At 66.3% G+C, this 11704-nt stretch carries 12 protein-coding genes and 1 tRNA gene; 3 read left to right on the plus strand and 10 right to left on the minus strand.

All coding sequences use genetic code 11. The annotated features are described in order from the left end of the window. Positions 1–31 precede the first annotated feature (31 nt). The 8 genes from JWS14_RS31295 to JWS14_RS31330 all read right to left on the minus strand — a co-directional run bounded on the left by JWS14_RS31295 (position 32) and on the right by JWS14_RS31330 (position 6487). Entirely contained in the window at positions 32–625 is a 594-nt protein-coding gene (locus JWS14_RS31295; RefSeq protein ID WP_095861188.1) for a TetR/AcrR family transcriptional regulator, read from the minus strand. Further along, positions 622–1839 (minus strand): cytochrome P450, encoded by a 1218-nt coding sequence (locus tag JWS14_RS31300; protein WP_095861187.1) that lies wholly within the window; start codon positions 1837–1839, stop codon positions 622–624. Before JWS14_RS31300 ends, JWS14_RS31295 begins: the two co-directional genes overlap by 4 nt. A gap of 55 nt (positions 1840–1894) precedes the next feature. Beyond that, entirely contained in the window at positions 1895–2281 is a 387-nt protein-coding gene (locus JWS14_RS31305) for a hypothetical protein (protein ID WP_095861186.1), read from the minus strand. A gap of 43 nt (positions 2282–2324) precedes the next feature. After that, positions 2325–2888 (minus strand): hypothetical protein, encoded by a 564-nt coding sequence (locus tag JWS14_RS31310; RefSeq protein ID WP_072941010.1) that lies wholly within the window; start codon positions 2886–2888, stop codon positions 2325–2327. A 265-nt stretch (positions 2889–3153) separates the two neighbouring features. Next, positions 3154–3789 (minus strand): DUF2461 domain-containing protein, encoded by a 636-nt coding sequence (locus JWS14_RS31315; protein ID WP_005238799.1) that lies wholly within the window; start codon positions 3787–3789, stop codon positions 3154–3156. A 71-nt stretch (positions 3790–3860) separates the two neighbouring features. Next, complete coding sequence (locus JWS14_RS31320; RefSeq protein WP_072941005.1) at positions 3861–4841, minus strand: ribose-phosphate diphosphokinase; 981 nt, start codon at positions 4839–4841, stop codon at positions 3861–3863. After that, entirely contained in the window at positions 4838–6340 is a 1503-nt protein-coding gene (gene glmU / locus JWS14_RS31325) for a bifunctional UDP-N-acetylglucosamine diphosphorylase/glucosamine-1-phosphate N-acetyltransferase GlmU (RefSeq protein WP_095861185.1), read from the minus strand. Before glmU ends, JWS14_RS31320 begins: the two co-directional genes overlap by 4 nt. Positions 6341–6416: 76 nt before the next feature. After that, positions 6417–6487: transfer RNA gene (locus JWS14_RS31330), tRNA-Gln, on the minus strand. 238 nt (positions 6488–6725) lie between these two features. Here JWS14_RS31330 and JWS14_RS31335 point away from each other — a divergent pair. The 3 genes from JWS14_RS31335 to JWS14_RS31345 all read left to right on the plus strand — a co-directional run bounded on the left by JWS14_RS31335 (position 6726) and on the right by JWS14_RS31345 (position 9064). After that, positions 6726–7337 carry a TetR/AcrR family transcriptional regulator gene (locus JWS14_RS31335; RefSeq protein ID WP_241031699.1) on the plus strand — a complete coding sequence of 204 codons (612 nt, stop codon included), beginning with the start codon at positions 6726–6728 and terminating at the stop codon, positions 7335–7337. A 117-nt stretch (positions 7338–7454) separates the two neighbouring features. After that, the gene (locus JWS14_RS31340) at positions 7455–8096 is read left to right on the plus strand and encodes a ScbR family autoregulator-binding transcription factor (RefSeq protein ID WP_072940999.1); all 642 of its coding nucleotides are present in this window, start codon (positions 7455–7457) and stop codon (positions 8094–8096) included. 131 nt (positions 8097–8227) lie between these two features. Continuing rightward, on the plus strand, positions 8228–9064 hold the full coding sequence (locus JWS14_RS31345; RefSeq protein ID WP_241031523.1) for a polysaccharide lyase family 20 protein: 837 nt from the start codon (positions 8228–8230) through the stop codon (positions 9062–9064). A gap of 127 nt (positions 9065–9191) precedes the next feature. On the opposite strand, the gene JWS14_RS31350 is transcribed toward JWS14_RS31345, so the two are convergent. Together JWS14_RS31350 and JWS14_RS31355 are read right to left on the minus strand one after the other, a co-directional pair. Further along, positions 9192–10067 carry a class I SAM-dependent methyltransferase gene (locus JWS14_RS31350; protein WP_095861184.1) on the minus strand — a complete coding sequence of 292 codons (876 nt, stop codon included), beginning with the start codon at positions 10065–10067 and terminating at the stop codon, positions 9192–9194. A gap of 150 nt (positions 10068–10217) precedes the next feature. Continuing rightward, on the minus strand, positions 10218–11588 hold the full coding sequence (locus JWS14_RS31355) for a glutamate-1-semialdehyde 2,1-aminomutase (RefSeq protein ID WP_072940992.1): 1371 nt from the start codon (positions 11586–11588) through the stop codon (positions 10218–10220). Positions 11589–11704 lie beyond the last annotated feature (116 nt).

The raw sequence follows: 11704 nt of genomic DNA on the forward strand, positions 1-11704 counted from the left end.
GTTCTGCCGGACGAACGGGACGCTCGTTGCGTCAGATCGAACGAGCGTCCCGTTCGTCGGCATCGTGTGCGACCAATGCAGGTGCGACGAACTGTTCGAGCATGGTGCGTTCGTCGGAGTCGTCGATGCCCGGGACGGCGAGCAGCGAGACGATGATGCGGACGAGCCACCGAGCCTTCCTGGACGTCTCCTCTCCGGAGAATCCCGCCTGCCCCAGGAACGCGGTGCCCAGCGACTCGATGACATCCGACGAGTGCGCGATCTGCGCGGCCAGGCCCGAGTCGCCGAGCTGAAACCACGCGGCCAGAGTGGGGTCGGCGCGCACCAGCCGGATCGCGGCCAGCATCGCCTCCACGATCGCGTCCTTCGGGTCGGCGGTTCCGGACACCTCCTCCGCGACCAGTGCGCCGATGCGCCGGGCCTCGCGGTGGACGAACGCCAGCTGCAATGCCTGTCTGCTGTCGAAGTAGCGGTACAGCGTGGCGCGGGAACATCCGGCCGCCCGGGCGACGTCGGCCATACCGACAGCGGTGATGCCGTTGTCGACGTACAGCTGGGCGGCGACGTCGAGGATTCGCTCGGCGGCGAGGCGGGGTCGTTCGTCGCGCATCCAGTCGGCGTTCATTCGCGCACCCGGAACGGGATGCTCGTCGGGCGGCGCACGTAGTTGCCCTCGGCGTAGACGACGGCGTCGACGTCGACCGTGAAGTCGGGGCAGCGGGCCAGCAGTTCTTCCAGCGCTACCCGGGCCTGCATCCGGGCCGCGGCCGCACCCAGGCAGTGGTGGGCGCCGTGACTGAACGTGAGGATCTGCGTCGGTCTGCGGCGCACGTCCAGCTCCTCCGAATCCGGTCCGAACCGGCGCGGGTCGCGGTTCGCGGAGCCGTACAGCAGGAACACCTTCCGGCCCTCGGGGATGGTGGTGCCCTCGATTTCGACGTCGCGGGTCACCGTGCGGGCGAGGCCCTGGACGGGGGCGGTGAGCCGCAGCAATTCCTCGACGGCGTCGCCGAGTAGCTCCGGGTGGTCGATCAGATCGCGGCGCTGATCCCGGTGTTCGGTGAGCAACTGGACCGCGCCGCCGAGCATTCCGGTGGTCGTGTCGTTGCCGCCGGTGACCATCGTGAACGCGAAACCGAGGATGGAGAGCAGTCCGGTGAGATCGCCGTCGGCTCCCATCCCGCCCGCGACGAGGTGCGAGACGGTGTCGTCTCCGGGGTCGGTGCGCCGCCGCTCGATCAGTCCGCCGAAGTAGCCCATCAGATCGGTGACCGCACCCGTCGCCTGCAGCGTGTCGCCCTGCGCGTTGGCCGCGACGATCGCGTCGGTCCAGCCGTCGAATTGCGCCCGGTCCTCCTCGGGGACGCCGAGGTAGTGGGCGACGACCATGCTCGGCAGCGGCTTGAACAGCTCCTTCACGACATCGCCCTCGCCGGCCTCCCGCAGTCGTTCGAGGCGCTCCACCACGAAAGCCCGGACCGCCGGTTCGACGGCGGTGACCTGGCGCGGGGTGAATCCCTTCGACACGAGGCGGCGGAACGCGGTGTGGTCGGGTGGGTCGAGCATCACCAGCGGCGGATTGTCCTGCAGGCCGATCTTCTCCAGCTCGCCGTACGTCGTGGTGAGGCCGGCGGCGGACGAGAACGTCTCGGCGTCCCGGGCCGCCGCGTAGACGTCGGCGTGCCGGGACAACACCCAGTAGTCGTTCCCGGGTGCGTCCTCGGGGACGACGCGATGGACGGGGTCGTGGTCGCGCAGGGCGGCGTACATCTGCCACGGGGCGCGCCACGTGGGTCCGGACCTCGGCACGAACGAGACGCTCGACACATGTGCGGTCATGTATCGATGGTGAGACACATCGCCAGAAGTGTCAATGGTGCTAGGGGCCGGGCGCCTAGCCGAACAGGGCGAACGCCACCACGGCGAGGATCATCACGAGTACCGGGGTGAGAATCAGCAGCAGTCCGAGCAAACCGGGATTCTTCACCGGCCGGTGGTCGATGGCGCCCTTGCTGAAACTGCTGAACGGCGACGCGTAATACACCGGGGGCGCCGGGTGGTACCGGTTGTCGACGGTGATCTGCGCCTTGCCCTGCTCCCAGATCCACGGGACCGCGATCTCGATGTGGTGCACACCGGGAGGCGCCGGAATGACGTTGTGACCCCACCGAAGCGGCACGGGAAAGCCGTTGATCCGGGCATTGGGCGTCACCAGCATCGGGCCCATCGGCGGTTTCTTCGCGTCGATGACCAGCGCGGTGGGAGAGGAGACGGGCTGCACGAAGGGCGACGGTATCACCCTGCGGCAGCCCGGAGGATGTGGCCTACTGGCCGGCCGCGATCCGGGCCTTCTCCAGTGCCGCGAGGGTGCGGAGCACAGTGGCGCGCTGCTTCTCGAGGTCGCTGATCCGGGCGCGTGCGGCGAGGCCGGCGGGCTCACCGATCAGGTTCATCTGAGCATCGATGGCCGAGAGCTGATCGAGCAGGCCGGTAACGCGCGATTCGAGCGCGGCGACGTCGACGGCGTCGGTGCGCACCGGTGCCACCGGCGGCGTGGCCGACGTGCGGGACGCGCTCGGGCGAGACGACGCAGTGGCCGACGACGTTCCGGAATGGGCGGTGCTGCGCGGCTCCGACACCACGCTGGCAGCCCGGGGACGGAGCGCCTTGCGCACTGCGGCCGGGTCCGGGAGCTCCGAGAGCTTCGTCTCGTTGAGGTCGCGGCGCGCGTCGCGGGCGTTGACCCGGTGCTCGCGCTCCTCGTCGTCGTCGGACTGCAACGTGCCGCCGAGTGGACGCAGTCCGTACATGCCGAGGAAGCGGCGGGCTTCGTCGATGACCGTTTCCTTCTCGCGGCAAGTGCCACACCGAGGTTCGTTACGGAACATCTCGACTGCGTTGTCGTCTCCGCACCATACGCACGCCCCCGGCGACCAACGCCGGACGTTTCGAATTGCAGCGATATCGATAGGGCCGGAGAGAGTCTGCGCGTCGATCACGACGAGCCACAGTAGGGGAATTCGCGCGTGCGGGTCACATCGCCGTAAGTACGACCTGCGGTTCTGCGGCCAAGCGTGACGAAGATCATGTCGAGGCCCCGGAAAGTGCCGAGGAAACGCTGTGTGCCACACATGTTTTCCCGACCGGTAAGTTTCATTCTCCGGCACCGATCACGGTGGTCAGCCAGTCGACGAGCGGGCGCATCGAACGCCAGGCAGTGCGGACTTCGTCAGCGGCGCGGGGAGTTTCGATCCAGTCGGGGGAGAGGTAGCTCCGGCTGGCGGTGAGCGATTTGTGCCGCATCAGGTCGAGGCGCGGGTGGTCCTCGGCGACACCGCGGGGGCGCGTCTTCAGCGTGTCGCCGCCGATCTCGAAGCCGGACGACCGGACCTTCTTCACGAGCCGGACGAGTTCGCGACCCTTGCGGTCGTCGTCGACGGCGTCACGGAAGCGGCCGACCTGCAGCGGGGTATGCGAGTAGAAGCCGCCCGCGACGAACAGTCCGGCCGCGTCGATCTGCACGTAGTAGCCCACGCCGGGGCGGGTCTCGACGAATCCGCCCTGATGGGTCTTGTAGGGCGTCTTGTCCTTCGAGAACCGGACGTCGCGGTAGGGGCGAAACACCTTGCCCGCGCCGAACTCCGATTCGAGTTCCGCGAGCAGGGCGGTCATGGGTGCGCGCACCGAGTCGTCGTAGACGGATTTGTGCGCGGTCCAGAAACTCTTGCTGTTGTCTGCCTCGAGGTCCTCGTAGAAGTCGAGAGCAGCGGTGGGGATCCCGGTGAACACACGGGCAAGGCTACGCCTGTGAGTGGTTGACGAGTCCCTGGACTCGTCAACCACTCACAGGCGCGAAGCGCCTAGGCGTTGCCGTTGAACAGCGACGTGACGGAGCCGTTCTCGAAAACTTCCTTGATGGTGCGAGCCAGCAGCGGCGCGATGGACAGCACCGTGAGGGTCGGGAACTTCTTCGACTCGTCGATCGGGAGCGTGTTGGTGACGATGACTTCCCGCGCACCACATGCGGCGAGACGCTCGGCCGCCGGGTCGGACAGGACGCCGTGGGTGGCGGCGATGATCACGTCGCCCGCGCCGGCTTCCTTGAGGATCTTCACGGCGCCGGCGATGGTTCCACCGGTGTCGATCATGTCGTCGATCAGGATGCAGGTGCGGCCTTCGACGTCACCGACGACGCGGTTGGACTTCACCTGGTTCGGCACCAGCGGGTCGCGCGTCTTGTGGATGAACGCCAGCGGCGCGCCGCCGAGGGTGTCGGCCCACTTCTCGGCGACCCGGACGCGACCGGAGTCGGGGGAGACGACGGCGATGTTGTCGGTGCCGTAGTTGCCGCGGATGTACTCGGCGAGCTGACCCTGCGCGTGCATGTGGTCGACGGGGCCGTCGAAGAAGCCCTGGATCTGGTCGGTGTGGAGGTCGACCGTGATGATGCGGTCGGCGCCGGCCGTCTTGAGGAGGTCGGCGATCAGGCGAGCCGAGATGGGCTCACGGCCGCGGTGCTTCTTGTCCTGGCGGGCGTACGGGTAGAACGGCAGGATCGCGGTGATGCGCTTGGCCGATCCGCGCTTGAGCGCGTCGATCATGATCAGCTGTTCCATCACCCACGTGTTCAGCGGCGCCGGGTGGCTCTGCAGCACGAAGGCGTCGGAGCCGCGGACCGACTCCTCGAAACGGACGAAGATCTCGCCGTTCGCGAAGTCACGGGCAGTCTGCGGGGTGACCCGCACGTCGAGTTCCTTCGCGACCTGTTCGGCCAGCTCCGGATGCGCGCGACCAGAAAAAAGCATGAGGTTCTTCTGGTTGTCGATCCAATTCGCGGTCACTGCTCTATGCCATCCTTTAAATCTTGCTTCTCGGTTTCGTGCAGATCTGAACTGTGGTGCGGTCCCGCGGCGGCTGCCGCCTCGGCGGCGGCGGTACCGGGCCGATTTCGTTGCACCCAGCCGTCAATATTGCGCTGCTTCCCTCCGGAGACCGCGAGTGCCCCCGGCGGTACGTCGAAACGCAGCACCGTGCCGGCGCCGGTGTAAGCACCGTCACCGACCTGTACCGGAGCGACGAACATGGTGTCCGATCCGGTCCGGACGTGTGACCCCACCACCGTACGGCTCTTGGCGACGCCGTCGTAATTGACGAACACGCTCGACGCACCGATGTTGCTGTACTCGCCGATCGTGGCGTCGCCCACGTAGGTCAGGTGAGGAACTTTGGTGTGTGCCCCGATGTCGGCGTTCTTCGTCTCGACGAAGGCGCCGAGTTTGCCGGACGCACCGAGGACGGTGCCGGGACGCAGGTAGGAGAACGGACCGACGGTGGCGCCCGCGCCGATCGTCGATTCCGAGCCGTGGGTACGCACCACGCTGGCACCTTCGCCCACCGACACGTCGGTGAGGGTGGTGTCGGGACCGATGACGGCGTCCTCACCCACGGAGGTGGTGCCGAGCAGCTGCACACCGGGATGGATCGTGACGTCGCGGGCGATCGTGACGCCGACGTCGATCCAGGTGCTCGACGGATCGACGACGGTGACCCCGGCCCGCATCCAGTTCTCGACGGTCCGGCGGTTGAGTTCGGCGGCCAGCCTCGACAGCTGGACGCGGTCGTTGGCGCCTGCGACCTTCGCGGAGTCGGCCAGGTGGGCGGCGAAGACGGGGGCGCCGGCCTCGCGGGCGATCTTGACGACGTCGGTCAGGTACAGCTCGCCCTGCGCGTTGTTCGCGTTGAGCTGCCCGAGCGCGGAGCGCAGGAACTCGGCGTCGAACGCGTACACGCCGGCGTTGACCTCGGTGATGGCCGCCTGCTCCTCGGTGGCGTCGGCCTCCTCCACGATCTCGGCGATCTCACCGTCGTGGGGCAGGCGGATGATCCGACCGTAGCCCCGGGGCTCGGGGGCGGTGAACGTCAGCACCGTGACCGCCGCGGGGGTGGGTTCGCTGCGGTGCTCGTCGACGAGAGCGTGCAGGGTGCGGCCGTCGAGCAGGGGGACGTCCGCGGCGGTGACCAGCACGGTCCCGTGGAAGTCGGCGGGCAGGGCGGACAGGCCGCATTCGACGGCGTGCCCGGTGCCGTTCTGCTCCTCCTGTACGGCGATCGCGATCGGGCGGCCCAGTTCCGTCTCGAGCGCGCCGACGGCCACTCCGACGCGTTCCTTGTCATGACCGACGACGGTGACGAGGTGCGTCGGATCGACCTCCGCGGCGGCGTGCAGGGAATGCGCCAGCATCGTGCGTCCGCCCAGGGTGTGCAACACCTTGGGGGTCTTCGACCGCATCCGAGTTCCCGCGCCGGCGGCGAGGACGACCACGGCGGTCTGCACTGGCATGAAGCTCCCTCTGGGTCGTTCCACTCTTGCTGTTCTCGACAGCTCCACCTGCAGGAATTATCTCCGCAGGCTTCTGCTCCGCCGCCAGGACTCGAACCTGAACTATCTGAACCAAAATCAGAGGTGCTGCCATTACACTACGGCGGATTGCCACACACACGGGGTGTCACGCCCGTTTGCGCGAGAGAATCCTCGCATGCCGACCCGCCGGACGTCGAACCGCTGCCGAAATTTGTCCCGAACGCCCCGATAGAGTGGGTGCTACCTGCAGTGTTTCGGCGCTGCCCGTGGCGCTTCGTCGTCGCGAGTGTCAGGAAAGGATGGTGCCTCGGTGCCCCGACCCACGGACGTGGACGCGACCCCCGAGAGGGCGGTCCGCACCCGGATGACCGGCACGCAACGCCGGGAGCAGTTGATCGAGATCGGTCGAGCCCTGTTCGCGGAGCGCGGCTACGAGGCGACGTCGATCGAGGAGATCGCACAGCGCGCCCACGTCTCCAAGCCGGTCGTCTACGAACACTTCGGCGGTAAGGAAGGCCTCTACGCCGTGGTCGTGGATCGGGAGATGTCGCGGCTGCTGGAGATGGTGACGTCGTCGCTGAAGCAGAACCGCTCCCGGATCCGGGTCGAGCGGGTGGCGCTGGCGCTGCTCACCTATGTGGAGGAGCACACCGACGGATTCCGCATCCTCGTCCGCGACTCGCCGGTGGCGGCGCCGGACGGAACGTACTCGAGCCTGCTCAACGAGGCGATCGGCCAGGTCGGGCACATCCTTGCAGGCGACTTCGCGCGGCGAGGGTTCAATCCGGATCTCGCCCTGCTGTACGCGCAGGCGCTGGTCGGAATGGTGTCCACCACCGCGACGTGGTGGCTGGACGAGCGGACGCCGCCGAAGGAGGTCGTCGCCGCGCATCTCGTCAACCTGTGCTGGAACGGGCTGACCAATCTCGAGGCGGATCCACAGTTGGGCACCGATCGGCCCCGCGCGACGCCGTAGTGAACGTGTTCTCGTTTTCCGACTCGCGGTTCAACTTCCGGAGGGCTGAGCCTGTCAAGTGCTAGGGTTCGCTGGAGTTTGCGCGCCCCGTCGGGGGGGTTGTTCGGGAGGCAGTCGATGGCGAGACAGGTTCGAGCAGAGGTAACTCGGGCTTCGGTCCTCATGGCGGCGGCCGACGTGTTCTTACGGCTCGGCTACGCGAATGCGGGTCTCAACGAGATCATCGAGCAGTCGGGTGTGACCAAAGGTGCGTTGTACTTCCACTTCAGTTCGAAGGAAGACCTCGCCCGCGGTGTCATCGACGAGGGACAGATCCGCCTCACGGCAGGTATGACGTCCGTGAGTGACGGGCCGACGCCGGCGCTGGAGGCGCTCGTCGCCCTGTCCTACGTGGCGATCGAGGCCGCGAGTGCCGATCCGATCGTCGCGGCGATGTTGCGGCTGCAGCACGAGATCGGCGACTACCAGGGTACGCACGGCAACGTCGTGGCGTCGTGGCAGCAGGGTTTCGAACGACTCGTCACCCGCGCGCTCGAGGAGGGCGACATTCTCGCGGAGGACGACGTCTCCGCGACGACGCTGTCCACATTCCTGCTCGGGTCGCTGCTCGGGGCTCACGTCGTCGCGAGCGCGACCGGCGCCTTCGATGATCTCCCGCGTCGCATGGAACGGGTCTGGTACTTCATCCTTCCCGGTCTGGTCGAGCCGTCGAAGCTCGTGTACTTCCGCCAGTTCGCTTCGCGGCGCCTACTGCGCTGACCGGAGCCACTAGCTTCCAGATGTCAGGCTGAGTACGCTCATCATCAAAGTGATGGATAGCTCTCTTGCCTATGTTGGGGGCGGACAGAAGGCTGTGGGAGGCCGCGCTCACCCAAAGTGATGGAGCCACCATGTTCCGCTCGCGTCCTGTGTTTGCTTCGCGTGTGGCCGTTGCGGCCGTCGTCGTTGCCATGTCGGTCACACCGCTTGCTGTGACGGTAGCGGCAAGCGCCGCGCCGACCGCGGGGCGGGTCTTCACGGGCGACTACAGCGGCGGCAACTTCTCTCAATGGCCTTCGGTGCAGAACAAGAGCTACAACGGCCCCGGAACGGGCTACGTCCCCACCTATTCCGCGAGCATCGTCCCGGACGCGACATATGGCCAGGCCGCTCGCTTCGAGGTCCGCAGCGGCGACGCCCCGTCGTTCGGGGAAGGTGAGCGTTCCGAGGTGGCGGCCGGGAACGACACCGGCGGCTTCGAGGGCCAGGCACGCTGGTATCAGTTCGCCACTAAATTCGACTCCACATTTCCACAGAACCACGCCAGCCTGGGCTGGGGGCTGACGAACCAGTGGCACCAGGACGTGAGTATCGGAAGCCCACCGGTCGGATGGTATGTGAGCCAGCGGAACGGCTACTGGTCGCTCGTCGTCAACAAGCAGTCGCTTCCCGGCGCCGATCTGGAAACGCTGTCCATCTTCGACACCCCACTGGACGTGGGGAGTTGGCATGACGTGAAGATGCAGATCAACTGGTCGGCGTCGGACGCGACCGGATGGATCAAGCTGTGGCTCAACGGCGTACGGCAGACGTTCGCCAACGGTGCCGACACATACTTCGTCCGTACACTGATTCCCGGCACGTCCACCGTCTATTACAAAGAGGGCTACTACCGGGAACAAATGCAACCCACCGGTGTCGTTTTCCACGCGGGATTCCGGTGTGCCACCGAGGAGGGGGCGCTGTAGGCGACAGTCGACGGTCCCGCCCTGTGAATCACATTGCGACGGATCTGGACGTCCGCTACCCCAAATCGCTTATCTCACAGGGAAAGTGAAACAGGGCGCGGCGGTCCTCGTGTCCCTTCGGTGTGCGCTACCTGCGCTCGGCGATCAACATGACTTCACGGACCGCGAGTGGGCCGGCGAGCTTCGCACGAAGGGACGGCGGGGCTGCCTGCAACGGACGCTCGATGATCGCCTTCACTGCGACCGGCACATACGCGTGACGCTTGATCCTGCCGAGGTGTGTCAATATCCGACTCGGCACGGCGCGGCCGCGCACGCGCCGGAAACCCGCATCGCGCAGCATGGCGCCCAACTCCCCGTTGGTGTATTCCTTCAAGTGAAAGCCCGTGGCCACTGGAGTGAAGCCGCGCGAAATGTCCCAAGGGCCGGTCAGTCGACTGGGTGTTTCGATGAGAAAGCGACCTCCCGGACGCAGAATCTTCCGTACCGCGGCCAGATGCTCGGGAACATCGTCGGGGTGCAGGTGCTCCATGACCTGACGGCTTACCACGAAATCGGCGGAGGACGGCGGGAGCGGTGGGTTGAGTACGCTACCGACCATGAAGCGTGCGTTGGCCGGTCGCTCCTGGTCCGCCAGTTTCACCATCGTGTCCGAGGCATCGATGCCGATGCAGTCGCGCACGGCGGGCGCGAACCGGCGAATCAGCGCCCCTGTCCCGCAGCCTACGTCGACCAAGGTGTCCGTTGGCCGAGTCAGAGCTCCGTACTGCTGGAACCATACCTCTTCGAAGGCTTCTTCGGACGCCGCGTCCGTAACATGCGCTCGATGCCATGGAACCTCCTCGAACAGGCGGTTGTATACGTCACGAGTGACAGCCTCCCGCGTGTCGGGGGTGCTGGCCAACAGCTCCTCGCGCAGTTCGCGTTCGATGTGCCAGTGAACTCTGTCCCGGTCTTCTGGCGGCGGCCAGTGTTTCGATGGTTCGCCCGGTGGATGAGACATATCGATCGAGTCCTCCCGTGAAACTGAAGTGAGGGTTCCGGCCGAGACCTCCCGAGAGCTCTGACCAGGAAGGATCGCTCGAGGACGGAGATCCGCCTTACACACTTCAGTGTAGACATCGGGGAGGCGCCTCCGAGGCGAACCCGGCGACTAGTCCGATGGGCCGATTCTGCGGGGTGCGGCATACCGGCGGAGGGCGGGGGCGACGGGCCGGCCGCGGAGGAATTCCGCCACGCTGCCGGATTCGATTGCCTTGCTGTAGGTCTGCAGGGCACGTCGGGTCGCCTCGAGGGTGTGGGCGATGTCCGCCGGGGTGTGTGCTGCGGATGTGACGAATGATTGACCGAGCACCCCGCCCGACAGCAGTTCCTGTAGGAAGAGCGTGCGGAACTCCTGCGATGGTTGACGTTCGGGGTCTCGGGTGACGAAGACGAGGCAGGATGGCCTGCCGATCACTTGGACGTAGTCTGCGACACCCATCTCTGCTGCGGCTGCGTTGACACCATCGGCCAAGAGCTGTCCCGACTGCATCATGTGCGATATGGGGTCTTCGGTGGCGTAGACGTGAACGACCGCTCGGAAGGCCGCCAGCCCGGCGCACTCGGGGCCGTGCGTGGTCGACAGGAGAAACACACGCTCACGGTCCGTATTCAGGCCCCCTAGGTCCATGTACTCACGTTTACCGGCGAGGGCCGAGATCGGAAAGCCGTTGCCCATGGCCTTTCCCCAGCACGACAGGTCGGGTTCGACCGAGTAGACCGACTGTGCACCGCCGGCCGACCAGCGGAATCCGGTAATCATCTCATCGAAGATGAGTAGTGCGCCGTGTCGGTCACAGAGGGTGCGGACCCCCTGCAGGAAGCCAGGTTCCGGCTCCGCCGTTGCGGTGGCGGCTTCGAGGATGACACAGGCGATCTGACCGTGATTCGAGTCGAAAAGTGCGCTGAGCGAAGCGAGGTCGTTGTACGCGAAACCGGCGGATCTGGCGGCGACATCGGTGGGGACGCCACTGTTCATCGCGGTGGTACCGATGAACCAGTCGTCGACCGAGAAGAAGGGTTGATTGCAGATGGCCACCACATCTCGACCCGTCACCGCCCGTGCAAGGCGGACCGCGGCGGTGGTGACGTCCGACCCGTTCTTGGCGAACTTCACCATGTCCGCGGCGGGAACCAGTTCGAGGAAATCTTCCGCGGCATGCAGTTCGAGTTCGGTCGGCCGGCTGAAGTTCGTCCCATCGGCGATCGCCGCACACACGGCGTCCGTCACAGGACGGTAGCCGTGCCCCAACGTCACCGATCTCAGACCCATGCCGTATTCGACAAAACTGTTTCCGTCCGCATCCCATACGCGGGCGCCTGAACCGCGAACGAGAACGGGCGCCATGAAGTCCGGATACTGGTCGGGTCCGCGCGCATAGGTGTGCGCGCCGCCCGGGACCAATCTGTTCAGCCGGGACTGCAGTTCGTTGGAGCGTGTGAACGACCTGCGGGCTGAGCCGTCGTCGCGTGCAATCGACATAGCCGAACTCCGGGGTGTGGAGGGTGCAGTGCCTACAAGTGTGCGGTACTGTCGAGACGAGTCTCTCCCCGCTGGGGTGCACTCGCAAGTGGCGTCGATCGGAAATCTGTTCCCCG

The organism is Rhodococcus koreensis (assembly GCF_017068375.1).
Lineage (GTDB): Bacteria > Actinomycetota > Actinomycetes > Mycobacteriales > Mycobacteriaceae > Rhodococcus_F > Rhodococcus_F koreensis.

Coding starts and splice junctions, on each gene's coding strand:
- JWS14_RS31295 (WP_095861188.1), bottom strand. CDS start 625: ATGAACGCCGACTGGATGCGCGACGAACGACCCCGCCTCGCCGCCGAG.
- JWS14_RS31300 (WP_095861187.1), bottom strand. CDS start 1,839: ATGACCGCACATGTGTCGAGCGTCTCGTTCGTGCCGAGGTCCGGACCC.
- JWS14_RS31310 (WP_072941010.1), bottom strand. CDS start 2,888: ATGTTCCGTAACGAACCTCGGTGTGGCACTTGCCGCGAGAAGGAAACG.
- glmU (WP_095861185.1), bottom strand. CDS start 6,340: ATGCCAGTGCAGACCGCCGTGGTCGTCCTCGCCGCCGGCGCGGGAACT.
- JWS14_RS31335 (WP_241031699.1), top strand. CDS start 6,726: ATGACCGGCACGCAACGCCGGGAGCAGTTGATCGAGATCGGTCGAGCC.
- JWS14_RS31340 (WP_072940999.1), top strand. CDS start 7,455: ATGGCGAGACAGGTTCGAGCAGAGGTAACTCGGGCTTCGGTCCTCATG.
- JWS14_RS31345 (WP_241031523.1), top strand. CDS start 8,228: ATGTTCCGCTCGCGTCCTGTGTTTGCTTCGCGTGTGGCCGTTGCGGCC.
- JWS14_RS31350 (WP_095861184.1), bottom strand. CDS start 10,067: ATGTCTCATCCACCGGGCGAACCATCGAAACACTGGCCGCCGCCAGAA.
- JWS14_RS31355 (WP_072940992.1), bottom strand. CDS start 11,588: ATGTCGATTGCACGCGACGACGGCTCAGCCCGCAGGTCGTTCACACGC.